We start from the raw sequence: 22,670 nt of genomic DNA, 5'->3' as shown, positions 1-22,670 counted from the left end.
GTTTTCGTCTGTTGGGCTTGACCGCTCAGCTCCTGCGCGGCGCGACCGCGCGGTCCGTCGTCGTCAAGGTGTGCTTGCCTCGGCGCGCCTGCCCTGCGTGGGTGTGCTCACCGGAGTAGCGTCGCAGGTGATGGTCAGCGACTTGCTCAGCTGCCAGGGCGGCACCTTCCGTCACTACAACGGCAGGACCGGCCCCGGTCCTGGTGCCGCGGCCCGCGTCGACACGCTCGTGCGGGTCCGCCCGAGCGGCAATCGCTCGAGGAGCGCTCTGTGACCGATATTCGGACTTACGTGCTGGACACCTCCGTGTTGCTGTCCGACCCCTGGGCCTGCAGCCGGTTCGCCGAGCACGAAGTGGTGGTTCCACTGGTGGTAATCAGTGAGCTCGAAGCCAAGCGGCATCACCATGAGTTGGGTTGGTTCGCCCGGCAGGCATTGCGGTTGTTCGACGACCTTCGACTGGAACACGGGCGGCTGGATCAGCCCATTCCGGTTGGTAAACAAGGTGGTTCGTTGCACGTCGAGCTCAACCACACCGACCCATCGGTGCTGCCCGCGGGATTCCGTACCGACAGCAACGACTCTCGCATCTTGAGTTGCGCGGCCAACCTTGCCGCCGAGGGCAGACGAGTTACGTTGGTCAGCAAGGACATTCCGCTTCGGGTCAAGGCCGCTGCGGTGGGCTTGGCGGCTGACGAGTACCACGCGCAGGACGTCGTAGCCTCCGGCTGGTCCGGGATGCACGAAATCGAAACGGCTGCAGGGGATATCGATGCCCTATTCGCCGACGGAGAGATCGACCTGGCCGAAGCCCGCGATCTGCCCTGCCACACCGGGGTCCGGCTGCTGGGCGGAAGTTCACATGCGCTGGGCCGGGTCACCGCGGCCAAACGCGTGCAGCTAGTCCGCGGTGACCGCGAGGTTTTCGGTTTGCGGGGTCGCTCGGCCGAACAGCGGGTAGCGCTGGACCTGCTGCTCGACGAGTCGGTGGGCATCGTGTCGATGGGCGGCAAAGCCGGGACCGGAAAGTCGGCGCTGGCGCTGTGTGCCGGCCTGGAAGCGGTGCTTGAGCGCCGCACTCACCGCAAGGTGGTCGTCTTCCGCCCGCTCTATGCGGTGGGCGGTCAGGAGCTTGGCTACCTGCCCGGCAGCGAGAGCGACAAGATGGGGCCATGGGCCCAAGCCGTCTTCGACACGCTCGAAGGTTTGGCCAGCCCGGCGGTGCTCGAGGAGGTTCTCTCCCGGGGCATGCTCGAGGTGCTGCCGCTCACTCACATCCGGGGCCGCTCGTTGCATGACTCGTTCGTCATCGTCGACGAAGCCCAATCGCTGGAACGCAACGTGCTCTTGACCGTGCTGTCGCGGCTGGGTACCGGGTCCCGGGTGGTGTTGACGCACGACATCGCGCAGCGCGACAACCTACGAGTCGGCCGCCACGACGGCATTGTCGCGGTGATCGAGAAACTCAAGGGACACCCGCTGTTCGCGCACATCACGCTGCTGCGTAGTGAACGGTCCCCGATCGCCGCGCTGGTCACCGAGATGCTCGAAGAGATCGCCGGGCCGCACTGATCGGCCCCTGACCAGGGCGCGAGACCCCGCGATGGCGGGATCGAGTGCCCAGCGCCAGGTAGGCTGCCAAGGTGCGCAAACGACCCGACAACCAGGCCTGGCGGTATTGGCGGATGGTCGTCGGGGTCGTTGCGGCGGTGGCCGTGCTGGTGATCGGCAGCCTGACCGGCCATGTCACGCGTGCCGATGACCAGAGTTGCGCGGTGGTCAAATGTGTCGCGCTGACCTTCGATGACGGTCCAGGCCCGTTCACGGATCGCCTGCTGCAAATCCTGAAGGACAACGACGCCAAGGCCACGTTCTTCCTGATCGGCAACAAGGTGGCGGCCAACCCCGCGGCAGCGAAACGCATCGCCGAAGCGGGCATGGAGATCGGCAGCCACACCTGGGAACACCCCAACATGACGACCATCCCCGAAGCGGACATCGCCGGCCAGTTTTCCCGGGCCAACGACGCGATCAAAGCCGCGACGGGTCGCACACCCACGCTCTATCGTCCCGCCGGGGGACTGTCCAACGCGGCGGTGCGCCAGACCGCCGCAAAATACGGCCAAGCCGAAATCCTCTGGGATGTCATCCCCTTCGACTGGGCCAACGACTCCAACACCGCGGCCACGCGCTACATGCTGATGAGGCAGATCAAGCCGGGTTCGGTGGTGTTGTTTCATGACACCTACTCGAGCACCGTCGACCTGGTCTACCAGTTCATTCCGGTGCTCAAGGCCAATGGCTATCGCCTGGTGACGGTCAGCGAGCTGCTCGGGCCGCGGGCGCCCGGCAGCAGCTACGGCAGCCGCGACAACGGCCCGCCCGTCGACGAACTGCGCGACATTCCGCCCAGCGACATCCCGCCGTTGCCCAACACCCCGTCGCCCAAACCGATGCCGAACTTCCCGATCACCGACATAGCGGGTCAGAACTCAGGCGGGCCCAATAACGGTGCCTAGCACCAGCGCTTCGGCAGGCCAAGCGCAGCCGAAGACCGCCCGCAGGCTTTTACTGCAATACGCGTTCGACCTCGCCCTGGCCTACTTCATCGCCGTCGTTGATGCATCTGCGATCTTGATCCCACTGCGCGGTCACACCTACGTCGACTTCGCCCAACGAAACCTGCCGGTGGTGTCGGTACTGGTGGTGCTGGGGATCATCAGCGTCGCGGTTGCCGGAGCACTGACCCTGGCCCCCACTCTGCAGTGGTTCGTCCCGGGGCACCCGCCCACCAAGGCGCAGCGAGAAGCCGCGCTGCGGCTCGGTGGTCGCCAGTCGCTGATCCTGGTCGGAGCCTGGGCCGCATCCGGCGCAGTCCTGATGTTGCTCAACCACGCGGACGGCACCAAGATCCTGCTGCCGATTCTGCTCGGTGTGGTGCTCGGGGGACCCGCCGCCGCGGGCACCGGCCTGCTGCTGGCGCAACGCACCCTGCGGCCCATCGTGGGGGTGGCCACCCGGGGCGGCCAGCCGCGACTGGCGGTCCCCGGCGTGTTCGCCCGGCTGGTCCTGCTCTGGTTCCTGTGCAGCGCCTTGCCCATCGGGGTCATCGGGACCTTCATCGTGTTGCGGTCCTACGGCTGGGTCATTGAACAGTCCGCGTCGCTGGATGTGCCGATCCTGGTCGTATCGTTGGCCGCCCTGCTGCTCGGGCTGCCAACGATGATCCTGACCTCGCGATCCATCTCCGATCCACTCGATGAGATCGTCGATGCCATGGGGCAGGTCGAACACGGCCACATCGGCACCTACGTGGGCTCCTACGAGCGCTCCCAAATTGGGCGCCTGCAAACGGGGTTCAACCGCATGGTGGCCGGCCTGGAAGAGCGGGAACGCCTCCGGGACCTGTTCGGCCGCCATGTCGGCACCGATGTCGCACGCCGCGCCCTCGAAGAGGGCTCCGGGTCGCCGGGCGAAGTGGTGGAGGCGGCGGTTCTCTACATCGACCTGGTGGGCTCCACGCAGCTGGCCGAAAACCGCCCGCCGCAAGAGGTAGCCGAAGTGCTCAACGACTTCTTCCGGATAGTCGTCGACGCCGTCGATGAGCATCAGGGGCTGATCAACAAATTCGAAGGTGACGCCGCGCTGGCCGTCTTCGGAGCGCCGCTGCGAACCGGTGATCCGGCGTCGGCCGCGCTGGCGACGGCGCGCGCGTTGGGCACCCAGCTGCGTGGCCTACCGGCGGTGGATTTCGGTGTCGGTGTTTCGGCGGGCCGGGTTTTTGCCGGCAACATCGGTGCGGAAAACCGCTACGAATACACGGTCATCGGCGACGCGGTCAATGAGGCCGCACGGCTGGCCGACCTCGCCAAGACCTCCGAGCGGCGGATTCTGTGTTCGGCGGCGGCGCTTGACCGCGCCCATGAGGCCGAGTGCCGTCGCTGGATCCAGTGCTATTCCACGGTGCTGCGCGGCCGCTCCGAAGCCACGCACGTCTGTGCCCCGGCCGAGGCCGGCTAGCGCGGATTCGGCTCGTTACTTGTCGGTCTTCAGGACTTGTCGACCTTGAGTGCCGCAATGACCTTGCTGATCGTGGCCGCCGAGGCGGCATCGCCGATGGGTGTGGCGCCCAGGAAGATGGTGACCGGTTTGGTGTCGACGGCGATGATGACCACGGAGTCACCCTTCACGTTGCGTGAGGTGTCGGCGATCGTGATGTCGGCGTCAACTCGAGCCGCCTTGACCCCGTCGACGGTGGTCGACGACTTCTTGGTGGGGCCCAGGGTGGGCGACGACTGCACGTAGCCGGGGCCGTCGACCACACATTGCATCAGCTTCGACGCCTGCTCGCTGACGTCCATGCTGGCCACGAAGTTGGTGACGGCGACCTCGGCCTGCATCATCCACTGGCTGGCGTCGGGTACCTCCTGGCCGACCCCCAACGCTCCAATCAGGTTGGGGCTCTGATCGTCGCCGAATACCGACCAGCCCGGTGCCGCGCTGATCGGGAATGACAACTTGCCGGCACTGATGATCTCCCCGAGTGGCCGCTCACCGGCGGACACGTTGGGGGTGCAGCCGGTCGCGTTCTGCTCGGAGTTGTCCGGCTCCGAAGTCGAAGCGCCGCTGGTGGCGGGGGTGCCCGAGGGGCCGGCGTTGTTCGATTTGTTGCCGCCGAGCGTAAAGACCAGCACCACTACCAGCGCCAGTACGCCCAGCACGGCGACACCGGCGATGATCAGCCACGGCGCCTTCGAGCCCGGTCCTTTCGGCGGCGGTCCGGGTGAATACGGCCCGGTCGGCCAGCCGGGGCCGGTGCCATACGGCTGACCGGCCTGGGGGAATTGCTGGGGTGGATAGGTGCCCGGCCCGTAGGAAGGCGCACCGCCCTGCGGGTTGGTGTACGGCCCGGTCGGTGGGTACGGGTATTGGCCGCCGGCCTGGGGCTGGCCGTACCCGTAGGGGGCCTGACCATACGGGTTGTAGCCGGCCGGATCCTGGCCATAGGGCCCACCGGGAGGAGTCGTCATACGCCTAACCATCCTCGTTTCCTTGAACCGCCTCGGTTGAGGGGGTCGCGCAACCGCGCGGGCGTAGCCAGTCGCCCGGCACGGACCTAGGTCGGCCTAGTCGTCGGTCGCTTCGACCTTGGCCATCGCAAGCACGTCGAGACGGCGGTCGAGTTCCTCGAGCGAGAGCTTGTCGCCGATCAAGCCGCGGTCGATGACGGTCTGGCGGATCGTCTTGCGTTCCTTGAGCGCTTGCTTGGCGACCGCGGCCGCCTCCTCGTAGCCGATCGCCGAGTTCAGCGGTGTCACGATCGACGGTGAGGACTCCGCGAGTTCACGCAGGTGCTCGGCGTTGGCGGTCAACCCGGCAATGCAGCGCTGCGCGAACAGCTTTGAGACGTTGGTCAGCAACGTGAATGACTCGAGGATGTTGCGGGCCATCATCGGGATGTAGACGTTGAGCTCGAAGGCGCCATTGGCGCCGCCCCAGGCCACCGCCGCGTCGTTGCCGATCACCTGTGCCGCGACCTGCGTAACAGCCTCGGGGAGAACCGGATTCACCTTGCCCGGCATGATGGAGCTGCCGGGCTGCAGGTCCGGCAGCTGGATTTCGGCCAAACCGGTCAACGGACCGGAGCCCATCCAGCGGATGTCGTTGGCAATCTTGGTCAGCGACACCGCGATGGTGCGCAGCGCCCCGGAGGCCTCGACCAATCCGTCCCGTGCGGCTTGGGCTTCGAAAGAGTTCGCCGCCGTTCGCAATTGGGGCAGCCCGGTCTGGGACACCAGCACCGACACCACCTTGACGCCGAAGCCCTCGGGGGCGTTGAGTCCGGTACCGACCGCGGTACCGCCGATGGCCAGTTCGCCGAGTCGGGGCAACGTGGCGCGGACGCGCTCGATGCCGGCCTCGATCTGGCGGGCATACCCGCTGAACTCCTGGCCCAGCGTGACCGGAACCGCGTCCATCAAGTGGGTCCGGCCCGACTTGACCACCGACTGCCACTCGAGAGCCTTTGTGGCCAGGGCGTCCTGCAAGATCTCCAGGGCGGGGATGAGGTGGCTGACGGCGGCCTCGGTGGCCGCGATGTGAGTGGCGGTTGGGAAGGTGTCGTTCGACGACTGCGACATGTTGACGTCGTCGTTGGGGTGTACCGCTACGCCATTGGCGCCGGCGATGCTGGCGATCACCTCGTTGGTGTTCATGTTGGAGCTGGTGCCCGAGCCGGTCTGGAAGACATCGATCGGGAACTGGTCGTCGTGTTGGCCGTCGGCGATCTCGGCGGCGGCAGCGATGATCGCTTCGGCCTTCTCCGGTGCCAGCAGCCCGAGGTCCATGTTCACCTGCGCGCAAGCGCCCTTGAGCAGGCCCAAGGCGCGGATCTGGGCGCGCTCGAGACCGCGGCCCGAGATGGGGAAGTTTTCCACCGCCCGCTGGGTTTGGGCGCGCCATAGTGCCTTTGCCGGCACCCGGACCTCGCCCATGGTGTCGTGCTCGATGCGGTATTCGGTGTCGTTGTCGGCATCGTCGTGGGCGCTGTGGGCCATTGGCGGGTCCTTGCTGGTCGGGTTTGCGGGAGGGGTGTTACGGCAGGGGATAGGCGGCGGTGCTGTCGCCGGTGAAGTCGATCGCCGAGTATTCGTTGAGTTTGGAAAGTCGGTGGTAGGCCTCGATCATCCGCACGGTGCCCGACTTGGACCGCATCACGATCGACTGCGTGGTGCAGCCGCCCGGGTAGTAGCGAACACCCTTGAGCAGGTCACCGTCGGTGACCCCGGTGGCACAGAAGAAGACGTTTTCCCCGGACACCAAGTCCTCGGTGGTCAGCACCTGATCGAGGTCGTAGCCGGCGTCGAGCGCCTTGCGACGCTCGGCCTCGTCCTTGGGGGCCAGTTGCGCCTGGATGGCTCCGCCCATGCAGCGAATCGCGGCGGCGGCGATGATGCCCTCCGGCGTGCCGCCGATCCCGGCCAGCATGTCGGTGCCCGATTCCGGTCGGCATGCCGAGATGGCGCCGGCGACGTCGCCATCGGTGATCAGCCGGATCCGGGCGCCGGTGGCCCGAACGTCCTCGATCAACTGGGCGTGTCGCGGCCGGTCCAGGATGCATACCGTCATGTCCCGCGCCGACAATGCCTTGACCCGGGCCACCGCCCGAACGTTCTCGGCAATGGGTGCGGTGATGTCGAGCACGTGCGCGGCCTCGGGGCCGACGGCGATCTTGTTCATGTAGAACACCGCCGACGGATCGAACATCGCACCGCGATCGGCTACCGCCAGCACCGAGATGGCGTTGGGCATGCCCTTGCTCATCAGTGTGGTGCCATCAATCGGGTCGACAGCGAAGTCGCACTCTGGCCCGTCGCCATTTCCGACGTCTTCGCCGTTGTACAACATCGGGGCGTCGTCTTTCTCGCCCTCGCCGATGACCACGACGCCACGCATCGACACCGAGTTCACCAGCTCGCGAATCGCGTCGACAGCGGCGGCGTCGCCACCCTCCTTGTCGCCGCGCCCCACCCAGCGGCCCGCGGCCATGGCACCGGCCTCGGTGACTCGCACGAGTTCCATCGCCAGGTTGCGGTCGGGGGCTTCGCCACGTGGCGGCCGTGGCAGCGATGGGTCGCGCCCCGCGACCGCGGTTGGCGACGAACCGGATCCCTGAGCTGTCATGGTTGGTGATTGTCCCAGAAGCAGATCACCGGGCTGGAGCTGGGATACTGGCCTGCGATACTGGCCAGGTGACTGGTGAGCCGCAGCCGGGCCCGAAGCCGGCCAAACCACGGTTGCTGCAGGATGGGCGCGACATGTTCTGGTCGCTTGCCCCGCTGGTGGTTGGCTGCATCCTGCTGGCAGGCCTGGTAGGGATGTGTTCCTTCCAACCGGGCGCGACCAATCGAGGAAATGTCCCGTCCTACGACGCCGCGGCGGCTCTGAAGGCCGACGCGGCCGCCCTGGGATTCCCGATTCGGCTGCCCGTCCTGCCGGATGGATGGAAAGCCAACTCGGGCGGTCGTGGCGGCATCGAGAATGGGCGCACCGATCCGGCCAACGGTCAGCTGCTGCGCGCGACCACCTCGAAGGTGGGATACATCAGCCCATCGGGGATGTACCTGAGCCTGACCCAGAGCAATGCCGACGAGGACAAGCTGGTCCGATCGATCCATCCGGACATGTATCCGACCGGCACTGTGGATGTGGTCGACACCAGCTGGGTTGTCTACGAAGGCACCGATAGCAACGGCTCCACCGAGCCGGTGTGGACCACCCGGCTTACCAGCCCGGAGGGTCCCGCCCAGGTCGCAATCACCGGCGCCGGAAGCGCCGACGAGTTCCGTACGCTGGCGCTGGCTACGCAATCGCAGGCGCCGCTGCCGACCAAGAATTAGCCGGCAAGCCGGCAGAAGGGACTGATCGTGAGCGGACCCGAAGCGGACTTGGCCGGATGGTCGGCGGCACCGTTCACCGGCGGCGGCTACACCCACGACGTCTTTCGCAAAGGCTCAGGCCCCGGAGTGGTGCTGATCCCGGAGATGCCGGGCATCCATCCCGGCGTACTGGCGCTGGGAAACCACCTGGTGGACAACGGATTCACGGTGGCCATTCCGTCGTTGTTCGGCAAGCCGGGCAAGGCGGTGTCGATCGGTTATGTGGCGCTCGAAATCTCCCGCGGATGTGTGGCCAAGGAGTTCGCGGCGATGGCCACCAACAAGGAGCGGCCGGTATCGATCTTTCTGCGCGCGCTGGCGCGTGATCTCAACGCGTCCACACCGGGCAAGGGGGTGGGGGTGATCGGGCAATGCTTCACCGGCGGTTTTGCGTTGGCCGCCGCCGTCGATGACAGCGTGCTCGCCCCGGTGCTCAGTCAGCCGTCGGTGCCGCTGCCGCTGACGTCCGCGCAGCGCAGTGACCCCGGGCTAAGTGAGTCCGAGCTCCAGGTGGTCGCCGATCGTTGTGCGAATGAGGGGCTGTGCGCCATCGGTTTGCGCTTCAGCGAGGACAAGACGGCGCCGCGTGAGCGGTTCAGCACGCTCAAGGCGCGTCTGGGTGACGCGTTTGAGGTGATCGAGATCGATTCCGGCCCGGGCAACCCGGACGGCTTTGGCCGGATGGCGCATTCGGTACTCACCGAAGAGGTTCGTGAGGTGGACGGCCATCCGGCGTATGAGGCCCGTAAGCGCGTGGTCGAGTTCCTCACTGAGCGGTTGAGTCAGTAGCCGCGTTTGTCGGCGCATTCCCGGTTCTGCGGGGCAACCAGTTGCGGCGGGCGGGCTTGGCGCTGCGGTCCTTGAGCTCGACGCCCTTGTACACGGCCAGGTAGACGTCGATCGTGGTGACGATGAGGATCATCAGCACCGGACCGATGATGATCCCCCACGGGCCGAACATGCCGATGCCGGCGAATACCGACATCAGCATGAGCGCCGAATTGAGCCGGGCATCGCGTGGAACCAGAATCGGTCGCAAGAAGTTGTCGATATTGGTGACCACCAGCAAGTGCCACAAGACGACGAACGCGCCGCCGCCGATATTGCCATAGAACGCCATCCCGATACCGAATGGAATTGTCACAATTCCGCCGCCGAGCGGAATGATGGACATTGCGGTGAGCAGGATCGCGAAAATGAAGAACCCGTGGTGAAATCCGGCGACGTAGATGGACGCGGCACCGGCAACACCTTGACACAGCGCGATGACGAACTGACCGATCACGGTGCCGCGCACCATCGAGCCCATCTTGCGCAAGTACAAATCTGTGACTTCTTCACCCAGCGGGTTGAGCTGACCGATCAGTGTCCGCAGCTTCTCGCGGTTGAGCAGCAGTGCCATGAACACGTACAGAAAGATGATCCCCGAGGTAACCGCGCCGGCCAGGCTGCCGGCCGCATTCTGCAGAAAGTGCAGCAGCCACTGGCCGACGTTTTGCGCCACCGAGATCATCATTTTGCGCAGTGCCTCCGCCGTCACGGTGACATGCAAGAACGGCACTCGGGCCAGGAGCTCATTGACCAGTTGCAGGGCCTTGTCGCCGAGGCTGCTCAGGTCGGTTGTCTTGACCCAGCCGGCAATGTTCTCCACCATCCGGGCAATCTGGACGACCGCCAGGCCGACCAGCAGCCCAACCGGGACGATGACCACCACCAGTGCCGTCAACAGGGTGAGGGTCGCCGACAGGCCCGCGTTCAGCCGCTTGTTGAACCAATTGAACAGTGGTGTGAACAGATATGCGCCGACGGCGGCCACCACAATCAGCACGAAATAGCTGCGCAGGAAGTAGGCGCCGAACAGCAGGGCGGCCAGCGTGACAATCGCCAGAGCGCGTTTCTGACTGAGCGTGAATTCGGTGTTCACTGGACCGGGGCCCGCCCTCCGCGTCGATGTTGAGCGCAACCTTAGCCGCAGACAGTGTTGTTGTTCGGGCGCTTGTCCCGTGCGCCATGAGCACTCCGGTGCCATTGACCGCTGGGTGTGGCCCATTCGGCAGCTGTGCGATTGCCAGTCGTTAACCTGAGCCAAGGGGAACAGGAGTTTTCACAATTATGGCCAGTGACATCAGACGAATGGCGAGTGACGGCTATGTGGTCGAAACCGCCTATGGGCCGGTCCGGGGCGCCGAAGACGGCATTGCAGCGGCCGGTAGCGAGGTCCGGACTAAATCGTGGAAGGGCATCCGGTATGGCGCGCCGCCCGTGGGCGAGCTGCGGTTCCGGGCCCCGCAGCCACCCCAACCATGGACCGAGATCGCCGATGCCACCGCTTTCGGGCCGGTCTGCCCTCAGCCGGTGCTGGCCAACATGCCCATCGACCTCGGCGCGCCGCAGGACGAAGACTGTCTACGGCTGAACATCTGGGCGCCGGCGAACACCGCACCCGGTGCCGGGAAACCGGTGATGGTGTGGCTGCACGGTGGCGCATACATGCTGGGCTCGGCAAGTCAGGCCCTCTATGACGGCCGGAGGTTGGCCAGCAGCGGTGAGGTCATCGTGGTGACGGTGAACTACCGGCTCGGTGCCCTGGGCTTCCTGGACCTGTCGTCGTTGAGCCATGCCGGACGGAGTTTTGATTCCAACGTCGGGCTGCGCGATGTGCTGGCTGCATTGCATTGGGTACGCGAGAACATCGCGGCGTTCGGCGGCGATCCCGCCAACATCACGCTGTTCGGTGAATCCGCCGGTGCGGGTCTGGTGACGACGCTGCTGGTGACCCCGGCGGCTCGGGGCTTGTTCTCCCGCGCGATCGCCCAAAGCTCGCCGGCTACCTCGGTATACGACCGGGAAAGGGCGCAGCGTGTCGCGGTGCACCTGCTCGACAAGCTGGGAATCGCCGCCAGCGACGTGGACAAACTGACGCAGCTGCCCACCGCGGCGATCGTTGCCGCCTCGACAGAAGTGTTCAACGAAGTGCCGGTGCGTAACCCCGGCACGTTGGCGTTCGTCCCGATCGTCGACGGCGATGTGCTCACCGACTATCCGGTGAAGGTCGCTCAGGAAGGCCGCTCGCACCCGGTCCCATTGCTGGTCGGCACCAACAAGCATGAAGCCGCGCTGTTCCGGCTGATGCGATCGCCGCTAATGCCGATCACGCCACGCGCGATCACGTCCATGTTCACCCAGATCGCCGCCGAGCAGCCCGACCTGCAGTTGCCGACCGAAGAGGAGATCGGCCTGGCCTATTCCCGGCTGCGGCGCAGGGCCAGGCCGCTCAGCATCGCCACCGACGTCGGCTTTCGGATGCCATCGGTATGGCTGGCCGAGGGCCACAGCAGGGTGGCGCCGGTGTACCTGTACCGCTTCGACTACTCCACGCCGCTGCTGAAGCTGCTGCTGGTGCGGGCTGCTCACGCGACCGAGCTGCCCTACGTTTGGGGCAATCTCGGGGGACCGCAGGACCCCACCTTGCGACTCGGTGGCGCGAAGACCGCCAGGGCCGTCTCCAAGAGGATGCGGACCCGGTGGATCAACTTTGCTACCCAGGCCAATCCCGCGGGCCCCGCCGGTGAACCGGACTGGCCGGCTTACCAGGACGGCGACCGCGCTTGCCTGGTCATCGACAAGTCCGACAGGGTTGCGCGCGATATCGACGCACCCATTCGCGCCGCCTGGGGCCGGGAGGTCGTGGGTTTCCGGTAGGCGGACGATGGGGTGTCTGTTTCACGTTCGTCAAAGGTGGGCAGACGACGAAGGCGGGACGCTGCTCGGTTCTTTGCCGCGCGGTGTGCGCAATGAGGGCCGAAGACACCCAATGCGGCGTCACAAATCTTGACGTGGTGGTGACGGTCGGCGTGCCGGTTGTCCTCTCGGGCGCCGCGCGGCTGCCGCGCGAGCGGGACCGGTCGAGCCATCGCTGGACGGTCGGACTGGTGATGCCGAGGTGTCGTGCGGGGTCCCCGTGTCGTTCGCTACCCGTTCAACCCATGCTGGCCGATCAGTGAACCCCCGGATCCCCCCACACCCGGGCCACCCGGTTGGGTGCCGGTGCCGCCGCTGCCGCCATTGCCGCCGTTGCCGATCACCCATGCATCGCCACCTTTGCCCCCGTCGCCGCCGGTGCCACCGGCGACCGAGGTGATCCCGCCGGCGCCACCGTTTCCCCCGTTGCCGATCAGCCCAGCATGTCCTCCGGCTCCACCGGTCCCGCCCTGACCAGGCACGCTGAAGCCGCCCCAGCCGCCGGTGCCGCCGGCACCGCCATTGCCGAGCAGGATGCCCGCGTTGCCGCCGCTCCCTCCCTGGCCACCGTGGAGACCCGCGGCGCCACCGTCGCCCCCGTTGCCCCCCGCTCCGACTAGCGGGCCGGCTCGGCCGCCGGCGCCGCCTGCCCCGCCGTTGTCGTGGCCAACCCCGCCGTCGCCACCGTTACCGCCGGCGCCCAGCAGGCCGCCGGCGCCGCCCGCGCCGCCCGCGCCGCCATCGGCCGGTTGCCCGTTGCCGCCGTCACCACCGTCGCCACCGGATCCATAGAGCAAGCCGCCACGACCGCCTGCTCCACCGGCTGCGCCATTGGTGCCGCCGGTTCCGCCGTCGCCGCCGGAGCCGCCGTCGCCGAACAGCCCGCCCGAGCCACCCGCTCCACCCAGGCCCCCCTGGTGGCCGCCGTTGCCGCCGTTGCCGCCGAGCCCGCCGGATCCGTAGAGCGTGCCGCCGCTTCCGCCGGTGCCTCCGGTTCCGCCGATGGCGTCATCGGCTTGCCCGCCATCACCACCGGCGCCGCCCGCGCCCAGTAGTCCACCGGTCCCACCGGGACCACCGGTGCCGCCGACCTGGTGCGCGCTGACGCCTCCGACGCCGCCTTTGCCGCCCGAACCCAAGAAACCGCCCGCGCCGCCTGCCCCGCCGCTGCCGCCGTTGCCGTCCAAGGAGCCCCCGCCGGTGCCGCCGTTGCCGCCATTGCCGAACAGGCCGCCGGCTCCGCCTGCTCCGCCGTTGCCGCCCGCACCCCCAGGTAGCCCGAAGCCGCCCACACCACCGGCACCACCGGCGCCCAACAATCCTGCGGCGCCACCGTTGCCGCCGTTGGTGCCCGCAGCGCCGGAGCCCCCGGACCCGCCGTTGCCGATCAATAGTCCGCCCGGCCCGCCATCTTGGCCGGTTCCGGGTGCTCCGTTGGTGCCATTGCCGATCAGCGGGCGGCCAATCAATGCCTGGGTGGGGGCATTGACGATGTCGAGCAGTTGCTGCCCGGCGTTGGCGGCTTCGGCGCTGGCATACCGATCGGCGCCAGCAGCCAACGCTTGTACGAATCGCGCATGAACATCCGCGGCTTGAGCGCTCAGCGCTTGATATGCCTGGCCGTACGCGCGAAAACCTGCGGCGATGGCCACCGACACCTCGTCATCGGCTGCAGCCAGGAGCCCCGTGGTCGGAACTGCCGCAGCTGCGTTGGCTGCAACGAGTGTCGTCCTGAGCGAGGACAGGTGGGTAGCGGTGGCAGCGAGCAGCTCGGGCTCAGCGATCACAAACGACACTGGGCGCCTCCCATGCGGAACAACCAGAAATGACGGCCGGAAAACACACCGCATCTTGTTGCTTCCTACTATGAATTTCTCTTATGCCAGGCCGCTACCGGTTGGCAAGTGGTTTGACGGATTTTGTCGGTCGGTGTGCCGATGAGCGAAGACGGTGTTGGCGAGGCGGCGTGTGAGGCGGGGCCGCCGAGGCGAATCCGGGTGACCGCGATGCGGCGCAGGCAGATGTTGAGTTGGAACGGGTAATTCGGAGACCGGGTCGGGGGTGCCGGCTGACGATACCGGCACCGGGCCACCCCGGCATGCCGGGCAACAGCGGCCTCGCTTTTGAAGCGATACCCAGGTCGTTACCTGGACCATCCCCTTGGGGCCTGGTCGACCAGAACTTGTCGACCTGTGTCCGTAGCCGTCGTGGATCGATGCGTTTCCGCCAGCGCCGATGACTACGGTTTGGTCACGGTCCGTGTCACGATTCGATAAGAACCGATCCGTCTTTTCCGAGATTTTCAGGCTTCGCGCGTCACTCTGGTCGCTTGCTTCGCACAGTCACCACGCTTGCCCGGCAGATCACCGGGAAGCGGCCGAATGAGCGAACCCGGTCACCGACCTGGACCAAATTCCTCCGCTACTTTGGATCCTGGGTATTCGGGAACCTTCAACGATTGATTCGCCAATCCGAAGGAATCAAATGATGAAGAAAATCATCGGTATACGTGCGCGCCGGCAAGTGGTGTCCATCAGCGCGGGTTGCCTCATCGGGGAACTAGCCATCGGATTCATGGGTGCGCCCCAAGCGGTCGCAGCTCCTGACTGCAGTCCGCAAGGCGTATCTGCCACCGTGTCGTCGGTGACCGCTTCGGCGCGCCAATATTTGGCGGCCCACGAAGGCGCCAACCAGGTAGTCATGGCTGCCTATGGGCAACCGTATGCACCAGCAGCTGCCAGCCTGCGCAGCTATTTCACGGCGCATCCGCAGGAGTACCACGACCTGCGTGCCATTCTGGCGCCAGTCGGTGATACCGAGCGCCAATGCGATGTGGCGGCGCTGCCGCCGGATCTCGAATCGGCCTACCACGAATTCATGGCTGGTTGATCCGGGTGCTCAACGATGGCAGGTGCCCCTCCGTGCGGAGAGCACCTGCCACCATCCGGGCGCTACGTGTGTCGGCGCACGGCACCGATGGGGCTCAGTGGTTGCGCAGCTTGCTGATCAACTCGTCTTTTGTCAGGCTCGAATACCTGGACATGCCAAGCTCTTTGGCTCGTTTCTTCAGTTCTGGCACCGTCCAGTCCGGATAGGGCCCGGCCTTGCCGCCTTTACGGCCCACCGAGGAAGTACCCTGGGCAGCTGCCGCATTGGAAATCCGCGCTGCCTTTTCCTTGGAGCTGCCTTCTTTACGCAGATCCTGGTATAGCTTCTCGTTCTTGATCGAGGGGTTCGGCATGATCACCTCCTTGGCATGATGGGACTCCCATCCGAGGATGCCCGAGCCTGACGGTGGTCAAACCGGTGCCGGGTTGGTGTCGATCGATCACGTGGTGGTTAGTCAGCCCGCCTCTGGTGAATCATCACCACGGTCGCGCCCACCGGCGTTACCGTGACTTGCTGGCCGCAGGCTAATTCACCGGCCGCCGGCTTTGACTTCGCTTTTCATCTGGCGGAACAGGTCCACGTAATAGGGCAGGCATTCTTTGAGCGCCTGTTCGGTGGTGAACTTGGGTTCATAACCGAGGTCGCGGCGGGCCTTGTCGACTGAGAAATAGTTGTCCAGGTACAGCCGTTCCACGGCCAGTGGCTCCAGCAGCGGCGCGGGCAATCCGAACCGGAAGTGCAGTCGTTGCCAACCAGTCATCGCCCGGTGCACCATCGGGCCGGAAACCCTTACTCGGGGCCATTTTTCCCCGCACGCTTCCACCACGGGCCGGGCGAACTCGAACATGTTGATCGGCTCTGCGTCGTTGATGAAGTAGGCCTGACCGGGTGCGCTGCCGCCGGGCACCAAATGCTGGGCCGCCAGAATGAAACCGTGAATCAGGTTGTCTACGTAGGAGTTATCCAGCAGTGCTGACTTGGGCCCAACCAGCACCTTGACGTGGCCCTTGATCACGCTTTCGAACAACTTGCGGAACATCAGCTGATCGCCCGTTCCCCAGATTCCACTAGGACGGATTGCGCAGGTGAGCATTTCATTGTTGCCGTTCTGCGACAACACGAATTTCTCTGCAACCACCTTGGTTTCGGTGTAGAGGTCATTGAACCGATTGGTGTAGGGCAGCTTTTCGTCGCCGCCGGCGATGATTTGCCCGCCCATCACCACGCTGTTCGAGGAGGTGTAGACGAACCGCTTCACCCCGGCCTGCTGCCCCTCGCGCACCAGATTCTCGGTACCGCCGACGTTGACCGAGAAACTGCGCTTGCGGTACTCGTCGGTCACCGATGCGCCGCCCATCAGCTCGATGATGGCCGCGGTGTGAAAGACCGTGTCGACACCGTCGACCGCTGTGGCGCAGGTGGCCGCGTCGGTGATGTCCCCCTGTAGCACCTCCAACTGCGGATGCGGGGGCAGTGGCGAGGGCGCGCGGTCGAACGAACGCACGTGATGTCCACGGTCGAGCAGCGTGGTCACCAGGTTGGACCCGACAAATCCTGAGCCACCGGTAACCAGGACACGGCCGAGTTCGGTTGTCAGCGATGCATCACCCATGGGCCGAAGCATAACTAAAACGTGTTCCAGTTTGGAATATGGTTCGATACCCAATACTGGCCAAGATCAGTCCTGCTCGGCCTCGCTGGCGGCCAGCGCATCGGCCACCCGCTGACGTGCGCCAGCTAAGTGTTCCTCGCACCTTTTTGCGAGTACCTCGCCTCTTTCCCATAGCTTCAGCGACGTATCGAGGTCCAGTCCGCCCTGTTCGAGGAGGCGCACGACTTCGATCAGTTCGTCGCGACACGCCTCGTAGCCGAGCTGGCTAATGGGTGTAACCGAGTCGGTTTCCCCGCTGTGGTCGTCAAGCTCCATCAACACGTCCCTCGCTTACCGCGGTAACGGCACCGTCGCCTACCCGCACTCGTAGTCTGGTGCCCGCGGGCGCGCCATCGACCGACCGCAGCACTTCCATTGGTTGACCGGCGGCTGAAACCGTCTGCACCACCGCGTATCCGCGGGCCAGTGTGGCCGCCGGACCCAAGGTGGCCAGCCGCGCACCCAGGTGGCCGATGTTTTCGGTTTCGGTGCTGATCAGCCGGCTGACATCACGCCGAAGCGCTGACCGGGCCCGCTGGATTTCATCGGAGCGGGTGATCAGCGCCTTGAGCGGGTCGGCAAGAACGGGGCGGCTGCGCAACTGGGTCAACGCCCGCTGCTCCCGAGAAACCCAATTGCGCAGCGCTTGTGCACTGCGCTGGCGCAGGTCCGCGACCAGGCGTTGCTCGGCGGCAGTGTCGGGGACGGCCTTCTTGGCCGCGTCGGTCGGGGTGGCCGCGCGCAGATCGGCGACCAGGTCGCACAGCGGATTATCGGGTTCGTGGCCGACCGCACTGATCACGGGTGTGCGGCACGCCGCGATCGCGCGGCACAGTGTCTCGTCGGAAAACGGCAGGAGATCCTCGACGCTGCCGCCACCGCGGGCCACCACGATCACATCGACTTCCAGGTCTGAATCGAGCTCACGGAGCGCTTCGACGATCTGAACGACGGCATTGGGCCCCTGCACGGCGGTGTTGCGGACGGCGAATCGCACTGCGGGCCAGCGCGTCGCGGCAACCGTCGTCACGTCACGCTCGGCGGCGCTGGCTCTGCCGGTGATCAGGCCGACAGTGTTGGGCAAGAAAGGAATTGGCCGCTTGAGGCGTGGATCGAAGAGTCCTTCGGCGTCCAGCAGCCGGCGCAGCCGTTCGATCCGGGCCAGCAGCTCACCCACCCCGACAGCGCGAATCTCGTTGAGTCGCAGCGAAAATGTGCCACGCCCGGTGTAGAACGAGGGCTTTCCGCAGACCACCACCTGGGTGCCTTCGGTCAATTTCACCGGTGCGCTCAGTACCAGGTCGCGCGGGCATGTGACGGTCAGCGACATGTCCGCCGCGGGATCGCGCAGCACCATGAACACCGTCTTGGAGTTGGGTCGTATCGTGATCTGGGCTAGTTGCCCCTCAACCCAGACCGTTCCCAACCTGTCGATCCAGCCGGCGACCCGGATGGCCACCGCGCGTACCGGGAACGGGTTCTCGGCCGAATTCGATGCTGCGGCTGGGCTCACTTGGCGGTCGCGCGGGTGATCCTGTTGGCGAGCAGCGTCTGGAACGGGGCACGAGCCTTGGTGGCCTGCTCATAGGCCAGCAGGGCCTCCAGATCCTCGACACTGAGCGACGCAAGCCGGGCCCGAAGCTGGGCCAGGGTCAATGACGCATAGTCGAGTTTGCCGGCGACTGCAGGTATCTCGGTGCTCGGCTTGGCGGCCGACTTCGGCTGCCTGGCCGGGGCCTTGCGGACCGGCGGGCTGGTTTCCCGGGATTCGGCGGGGTCCGACACCGAATACAACGCGAACCGTCCCTCGGTGCGACGATCGGCGTCCATGCTGTCGGCCAATGCCGTGGCGGACCCTTCCAAGGCGTTTGCATCATCCGGCAAGTCCTCGTCGAAGGTCGCCCACGCGGCCTGTTCGTCCTTCGGCGGAAACAGTGACTCCAGGGTGGAATCGCCCTTGATGACCAACTCGGCCAGGTTCTGTTGAAACAGCATCACCAGGTGCGCCGCCTGGCTGGCCAATGTCATCGGGTACATCAGGATGGTCCGCGGCAGCTTCATGGTCTCCTCGACGGCGACTGTTGCCGCGCCGACAATTAGCCGAACCCCATACGGTGCAGTTGCCATGGGTCCAAGACTGCCTCAAGCGGCGGCGAAGTCCAAGCTAGCCGCGGTGGGACGAGCGCAAATGGTCGGGAATGGCCTAGCCGTGGCGGCAGAAAGTACCCTGAATGGCATGGTGCCGACTATCGACATGGGAATTCCCGGTGCCTCGAGTTCGGTAGCGCACGTCCCGACCCGTAGACGGGTGCTATTGGCCGAGCCGCGAGGTTACTGTGCGGGCGTGGATCGCGCCGTGGAGACGGTCGAGCGAGCGCTGGAAAAGCACGGTCCGCCCGTCTACGTGCGTCACGAGATCGTGCACAACCGCCACGTGGTGGACACCCTGGCCAAGGCGGGTGCGGTATTCGTCGAGGAGACCGATCAGGTTCCCGAGGGAGCCATCGTGGTGTTCTCTGCCCACGGCGTCGCCCCGACGGTCTACGCGGCAGCCGCCGAACGCAACCTGCAGACCATCGACGCCACCTGCCCGCTGGTCACCAAGGTGCACAACGAGGCCAGGCGGTTCGCCCGTAACGACTACGACATCCTGCTGATTGGTCATGAGGGCCATGAGGAGGTCGTCGGAACTGCCGGGGAGGCTCCCGAACACGTACAGCTCGTCGACGGGCTCGACGGCGCCGAGCGGGTGACGATCCGCGACGAGGACAAGGTGGTCTGGCTCTCGCAAACCACGTTGTCAGTGGACGAGACCATGGAGATTGTCGCGCGACTGCGCCAACGCTTCCCCAAGCTGCAGGATCCGCCCAGCGACGACATCTGCTATGCGACCCAGAACCGCCAGGTCGCGGTCAAGGCGATGGCACCCGAATGCGACCTCGTGCTGGTCGTCGGCTCGCGCAATTCGTCGAACTCGGTACGGCTGGTCGAGGTGGCGTTGGGTGCGGGCGCCCAAGCCGCCTACCTGGTGGACTGGGCCGACGACATCGATCAGTCGTGGCTGCAAGGTGTCACCACGGTCGGCGTGACGTCGGGGGCTTCAGTCCCCGAGGTGCTGGTACGTGGTGTGCTGGAACGGCTGGCCGAGAGCGGTTACGACATGGTGCAGCCGGTGACCACGGCCAACGAGACATTGGTATTCGCCCTGCCCCGGGAAATCCGGCCGGCGCGCTAGCGATTCCGCCGCGTTACGGCGTCAGACGTCGTACTCCCAGGATTCGGCCTGGGGCCGGCGCGGTGCGCGGGGACGACTCCGGCGATCCGGGCGAGGCTCGTCGCGGTATTGATCGCGGCCCTCGTCGCGGGGCGCCGCCCCGCGGTAGCGGACCTGCGAGATCGGGTGGTGTTTCGGGTTGGCGTTGTTGGGCCCGCCGGTGCTGCCGCGCCGGCGTGGGGGCTCGAAGGGTTCAAACGGCTCATAGGGCTCGTAGCGGCCGGCCCGGCGTTCATACCGATCGAAGGACTCCGGGGCCTCGGGTGGCTCGTATCCGCTGTAGGGATCGAAGCGACTTGTGCGGGGCGCGGGCCGCTCGTAGGACTCGTACGGGTTGCGCCGCGTGTGCGGATCACGCCGCGGCTGGCGCGGCGGCGTGGCGCGCAAGTCCGAGTCACCCGGTGGGCGGGGCCGGCGACGCGCCCGCCGGGGCGGTTCGGCCGCGTCGTTGTCGGGAGGGGGTGTCGGACGGCGGCGCCGCGGACGTTCGGCACCCGGGTCCGGCTGATCTTCTACCGGTGGGCGGGTGCGTCGCGAACGGGTGCGGTCGGTGCGCCGGGTGGTGGACCGATTGCCCGGGGTGGAGCTGCGGCCGCTTCTCGACGACCGTCTGCCCGCTTCGGGTGCTGGCGGGGCCGCATCGGCCACGTCGTCGGGGTCACCGCCCAGCAGGGCACTCAATTTTTCGGCGAGGCTGTGCAAAATCGGCGTTCGTGTGGCGGTGGTGGGCTCGCCGTCGTCACCGGTGGCCAGCGCGCTCGTTCGTTGCGCCATCCCGATGTACCACCTGATCAAGCCGATCAGCAGCACCGTACCGGCGGTGCCCAGCATCAATGGGAAACGTTCGATCAGCGGATAGCCGCAATTGATCAGGAGGTCCTTGAACTTGCCGATCTTGGCGGAGTGGAACAACCAGTAGGCACCGGGCACCGTGATGAAGAGGATTAACGGCGGCTGGATGACCGCGGTGAATACGCCCGATTGGCGGACCGCCAGCACCGCGGCGATGCAGCCCACGATGTAGAAGCCGGCGAAAACGTGTGTCAGATCCTTGTGGCCGGCGTCGAACGCGTACCCGAGTGCCGTCGTGCTGACGGCGATGAGAACTGCGCCCCACCACGGAGCACCTGGAATATTGGGAACGATTGAGCGGTGGCTTGGTGGCACCGCTGTTCTCGCCCGGTCCGCTGACACATCTAGACCGTACCGGCAATGCGCCCAAAGGCCCGTAAATACCTGGACAGTAGTCGCGGGCGTGCCCCCGGCATCCGCTACGGGGATGGGCGCCCATAAGCCTAGATCGCGGCACCTTAGACTTGGCTCCCTGTGAGCTTGAGCCTGGGAATCGTGGGCCTGCCAAATGTGGGCAAGTCGACACTCTTCAACGCGCTGACACGCAACGACGTGTTGGCAGCCAACTATCCGTTCGCCACCATCGAGCCCAACGAGGGGGTCGTTTCGCTGCCGGACCCGCGACTTGACAAGTTGGCGGAGCTTTTCGGATCGGAACGTATCGTCGCGGCACCGGTGACCTTCGTCGACATCGCCGGACTGGTCAAGGGAGCGTCGGAGGGCGCTGGACTGGGCAACAAGTTCCTGGCGCACATTCGCGAGTGCGACGCGATCTGCCAGGTGGTGCGGGTGTTCCACGACGACGACGTGACCCACGTGTCCGGCCGGGTCGATCCCCGGTCCGATATCGAAGTCGTCGAGACCGAGCTGATCCTGGCCGACATGCAAACCCTCGAACGTGCCGTGCCCAGGCTGGAGAAGGAAGCTCGCAACAACAAGGAGCGCAAGCCCGTCCACGAAGCGGCGCTGGCGGCCCAGGAGGTGCTCGACAGTGGCAAGACACTGTTCGCCGCCGGCATGGACACTTCCTTGCTGCGTGAACTGAACCTGCTGACCACCAAGCCGTTCCTGTACGTGTTCAACGCCGACGAGTCGGTGCTCACTGATGCCGCGCGGGTCGCCCAGCTGCGTGAACTGGTCGCGCCGGCGGACGCCGTCTTCCTGGACGCGGCGATCGAGGCGGAGCTGGTCGAGCTCGACGAGGAATCAGCCGCCGAACTGCTGGAGTCGATCGGACAAACCGAGCGTGGCCTGGACGCGCTGGCCCGCGCCGGCTTCCACACCCTCAACCTGCAGACCTACCTGACGGTGGGGCCCAAGGAGGCCAGGGCCTGGACCATCCACCGCGGCGACACCGCGCCCAAGGCGGCCGGGGTGATCCATACCGACTTTGAAAAGGGCTTTATCAAGGCGGAGATCGTTTCCTTCGACGACCTGTTGGCCGCCGGGTCGATGGCCGCGGCCAAAGCCGCCGGCAAGGTCCGGATGGAGGGCAAGGACTACGTCATGGCCGATGGCGACGTGGTCGAGTTCCGTTTCCAGACCAGCTCCGGCGGTAAGGCAGCAGGGCGCTAGCGCGGATTCGGTCCGAAGATCCGAGGTTAGGAATCCGGCGCCGGTCGGTGTGCTCGTGGCAGGACAGGCGCGCTCGGATGACTGTTCGGGTGCGGGCCGGTCGACGCGATTTTCTGCACCGCACTGTGACCGGACGCAACCGGGGATTTGCCCAAAGGCAGCCGCGATCATGCTTTTTCTTGGCGGGCGCAGCGTCGCATATTTGTCGGGGTACGGCAATTATGAAATGGGATTCTGAAATTGTTCGGTG

The 22,670-nt window shown here is 65.9% G+C and carries 20 protein-coding genes; 9 read left to right on the top strand and 11 right to left on the bottom strand.

From position 1 onward, the window contains the following. Window positions 1-270 precede the first annotated feature (270 nt). From CCUG20998_RS21740 to CCUG20998_RS21730, 3 genes are all read left to right on the top strand, one after another. Window positions 271-1,572: an RNA 5'-3' helicase PhoH2 gene (locus tag CCUG20998_RS21740; protein ID WP_012395935.1), complete on the top strand. Its 1,302-nt coding sequence runs from the start codon at window positions 271-273 to the stop codon at window positions 1,570-1,572. Between the two features lie 71 nt (window positions 1,573-1,643). Next, window positions 1,644-2,519, top strand: a complete 876-nt coding sequence (locus tag CCUG20998_RS21735) for a polysaccharide deacetylase family protein (protein WP_020729805.1) — start codon at window positions 1,644-1,646, stop codon at window positions 2,517-2,519. A 52-nt stretch (window positions 2,520-2,571) separates the two neighbouring features. Next, complete coding sequence (locus CCUG20998_RS21730; RefSeq protein ID WP_051155102.1) at window positions 2,572-4,020, top strand: adenylate/guanylate cyclase domain-containing protein; 1,449 nt, start codon at window positions 2,572-2,574, stop codon at window positions 4,018-4,020. A gap of 29 nt (window positions 4,021-4,049) precedes the next feature. Here the strand turns inward: CCUG20998_RS21730 and CCUG20998_RS21725 are convergent, their stop codons facing one another. The 3 genes from CCUG20998_RS21725 to glpX all read right to left on the bottom strand — a co-directional run bounded on the left by CCUG20998_RS21725 (window position 4,050) and on the right by glpX (window position 7,683). Then, the gene (locus CCUG20998_RS21725; protein ID WP_011738560.1) at window positions 4,050-5,030 is read right to left on the bottom strand and encodes a DUF3824 domain-containing protein; all 981 of its coding nucleotides are present in this window, start codon (window positions 5,028-5,030) and stop codon (window positions 4,050-4,052) included. Window positions 5,031-5,126: 96 nt separating this feature from the next. Continuing rightward, on the bottom strand, window positions 5,127-6,557 hold the full coding sequence (locus tag CCUG20998_RS21720; RefSeq protein WP_012395931.1) for a class II fumarate hydratase: 1,431 nt from the start codon (window positions 6,555-6,557) through the stop codon (window positions 5,127-5,129). A gap of 37 nt (window positions 6,558-6,594) precedes the next feature. Beyond that, window positions 6,595-7,683, bottom strand: coding sequence for a class II fructose-bisphosphatase (glpX, locus tag CCUG20998_RS21715; RefSeq protein ID WP_012395930.1), 1,089 nt, complete (start codon window positions 7,681-7,683; stop codon window positions 6,595-6,597). A 68-nt stretch (window positions 7,684-7,751) separates the two neighbouring features. On the opposite strand from glpX, the gene CCUG20998_RS21710 reads away from it, so the two are divergent. After that, a complete protein-coding gene (locus CCUG20998_RS21710) occupies window positions 7,752-8,399 on the top strand; it encodes a DUF4245 domain-containing protein (RefSeq protein ID WP_036456130.1) in 648 nt (215 codons plus the stop codon). Between the two features lie 27 nt (window positions 8,400-8,426). After that, window positions 8,427-9,227, top strand: coding sequence for a dienelactone hydrolase family protein (locus CCUG20998_RS21705; RefSeq protein WP_012395928.1), 801 nt, complete (start codon window positions 8,427-8,429; stop codon window positions 9,225-9,227). Here the strand turns inward: CCUG20998_RS21705 and CCUG20998_RS21700 are convergent. Continuing rightward, the gene (locus CCUG20998_RS21700) at window positions 9,205-10,362 is read right to left on the bottom strand and encodes an AI-2E family transporter (RefSeq protein ID WP_020729808.1); all 1,158 of its coding nucleotides are present in this window, start codon (window positions 10,360-10,362) and stop codon (window positions 9,205-9,207) included. The genes CCUG20998_RS21705 and CCUG20998_RS21700 overlap by 23 nt on opposite strands. A gap of 209 nt (window positions 10,363-10,571) precedes the next feature. On the opposite strand from CCUG20998_RS21700, the gene CCUG20998_RS21695 reads away from it, so the two are divergent. Beyond that, on the top strand, window positions 10,572-12,140 hold the full coding sequence (locus CCUG20998_RS21695) for a carboxylesterase/lipase family protein (RefSeq protein ID WP_036456132.1): 1,569 nt from the start codon (window positions 10,572-10,574) through the stop codon (window positions 12,138-12,140). Window positions 12,141-12,409: 269 nt separating this feature from the next. On the opposite strand, the gene CCUG20998_RS21685 is transcribed toward CCUG20998_RS21695, so the two are convergent. Further along, window positions 12,410-13,975 carry a PE family protein gene (locus CCUG20998_RS21685; RefSeq protein WP_116269140.1) on the bottom strand — a complete coding sequence of 522 codons (1,566 nt, stop codon included), beginning with the start codon at window positions 13,973-13,975 and terminating at the stop codon, window positions 12,410-12,412. A gap of 691 nt (window positions 13,976-14,666) precedes the next feature. Here CCUG20998_RS21685 and CCUG20998_RS21675 point away from each other — a divergent pair. Then, a complete protein-coding gene (locus CCUG20998_RS21675; protein ID WP_036456483.1) occupies window positions 14,667-15,068 on the top strand; it encodes a heme-binding protein in 402 nt (133 codons plus the stop codon). A 94-nt stretch (window positions 15,069-15,162) separates the two neighbouring features. Here CCUG20998_RS21675 and CCUG20998_RS21670 read toward each other — a convergent pair whose 3' ends face one another. The 5 genes from CCUG20998_RS21670 to CCUG20998_RS21650 form a co-directional block, all read right to left on the bottom strand. Beyond that, window positions 15,163-15,420: a DUF7218 family protein gene (locus tag CCUG20998_RS21670; protein WP_036456136.1), complete on the bottom strand. Its 258-nt coding sequence runs from the start codon at window positions 15,418-15,420 to the stop codon at window positions 15,163-15,165. A 177-nt stretch (window positions 15,421-15,597) separates the two neighbouring features. Further along, window positions 15,598-16,692 carry a 3-beta-hydroxysteroid dehydrogenase gene (locus CCUG20998_RS21665; RefSeq protein WP_020729815.1) on the bottom strand — a complete coding sequence of 365 codons (1,095 nt, stop codon included), beginning with the start codon at window positions 16,690-16,692 and terminating at the stop codon, window positions 15,598-15,600. A 54-nt stretch (window positions 16,693-16,746) separates the two neighbouring features. Next, complete coding sequence (locus CCUG20998_RS21660) at window positions 16,747-16,995, bottom strand: exodeoxyribonuclease VII small subunit (RefSeq protein ID WP_036456138.1); 249 nt, start codon at window positions 16,993-16,995, stop codon at window positions 16,747-16,749. Continuing rightward, window positions 16,985-18,232, bottom strand: a complete 1,248-nt coding sequence (gene xseA / locus CCUG20998_RS21655) for an exodeoxyribonuclease VII large subunit (protein WP_020729817.1) — start codon at window positions 18,230-18,232, stop codon at window positions 16,985-16,987. Before xseA ends, CCUG20998_RS21660 begins: the two co-directional genes overlap by 11 nt. Further along, complete coding sequence (locus CCUG20998_RS21650) at window positions 18,229-18,846, bottom strand: lipid droplet-associated protein (protein ID WP_020729818.1); 618 nt, start codon at window positions 18,844-18,846, stop codon at window positions 18,229-18,231. Before CCUG20998_RS21650 ends, xseA begins: the two co-directional genes overlap by 4 nt. A gap of 109 nt (window positions 18,847-18,955) precedes the next feature. On the opposite strand from CCUG20998_RS21650, the gene CCUG20998_RS21645 reads away from it, so the two are divergent. Next, a complete protein-coding gene (locus CCUG20998_RS21645; protein WP_036456486.1) occupies window positions 18,956-19,954 on the top strand; it encodes a 4-hydroxy-3-methylbut-2-enyl diphosphate reductase in 999 nt (332 codons plus the stop codon). Between the two features lie 21 nt (window positions 19,955-19,975). Here CCUG20998_RS21645 and CCUG20998_RS21640 read toward each other — a convergent pair whose 3' ends face one another. Next, window positions 19,976-21,187 carry a DUF6542 domain-containing protein gene (locus tag CCUG20998_RS21640; protein ID WP_050674608.1) on the bottom strand — a complete coding sequence of 404 codons (1,212 nt, stop codon included), beginning with the start codon at window positions 21,185-21,187 and terminating at the stop codon, window positions 19,976-19,978. A 132-nt stretch (window positions 21,188-21,319) separates the two neighbouring features. On the opposite strand from CCUG20998_RS21640, the gene ychF reads away from it, so the two are divergent. Continuing rightward, entirely contained in the window at window positions 21,320-22,420 is a 1,101-nt protein-coding gene (ychF, locus tag CCUG20998_RS21635; RefSeq protein WP_036456141.1) for a redox-regulated ATPase YchF, read from the top strand. The last annotated feature ends 250 nt before the right edge of the window (window positions 22,421-22,670 follow it).

The sequence above is a fragment of the Mycobacterium marinum genome (genome assembly GCF_003391395.1).
Lineage (GTDB): Bacteria > Actinomycetota > Actinomycetes > Mycobacteriales > Mycobacteriaceae > Mycobacterium > Mycobacterium marinum.
This window is presented reverse-complemented; position numbering and strand designations above follow the sequence as displayed.

Excerpts from the sequence above, each read along its gene's own strand:
- CCUG20998_RS21725 (WP_011738560.1), bottom strand. The coding sequence starts at position 5,030 with ATGACGACTCCTCCCGGTGGGCCCTATGGCCAGGATCCGGCCGGCTAC.
- CCUG20998_RS21720 (WP_012395931.1), bottom strand. The coding sequence starts at position 6,557 with ATGGCCCACAGCGCCCACGACGATGCCGACAACGACACCGAATACCGC.
- glpX (WP_012395930.1), bottom strand. The coding sequence starts at position 7,683 with ATGACAGCTCAGGGATCCGGTTCGTCGCCAACCGCGGTCGCGGGGCGC.
- CCUG20998_RS21695 (WP_036456132.1), top strand. The coding sequence starts at position 10,572 with ATGGCGAGTGACGGCTATGTGGTCGAAACCGCCTATGGGCCGGTCCGG.
- CCUG20998_RS21675 (WP_036456483.1), top strand. The coding sequence starts at position 14,667 with ATGAAGAAAATCATCGGTATACGTGCGCGCCGGCAAGTGGTGTCCATC.
- CCUG20998_RS21670 (WP_036456136.1), bottom strand. The coding sequence starts at position 15,420 with ATGCCGAACCCCTCGATCAAGAACGAGAAGCTATACCAGGATCTGCGT.
- CCUG20998_RS21665 (WP_020729815.1), bottom strand. The coding sequence starts at position 16,692 with ATGCTTCGGCCCATGGGTGATGCATCGCTGACAACCGAACTCGGCCGT.
- CCUG20998_RS21660 (WP_036456138.1), bottom strand. The coding sequence starts at position 16,995 with ATGGAGCTTGACGACCACAGCGGGGAAACCGACTCGGTTACACCCATT.
- CCUG20998_RS21650 (WP_020729818.1), bottom strand. The coding sequence starts at position 18,846 with ATGGCAACTGCACCGTATGGGGTTCGGCTAATTGTCGGCGCGGCAACA.
- CCUG20998_RS21645 (WP_036456486.1), top strand. The coding sequence starts at position 18,956 with ATGGTGCCGACTATCGACATGGGAATTCCCGGTGCCTCGAGTTCGGTA.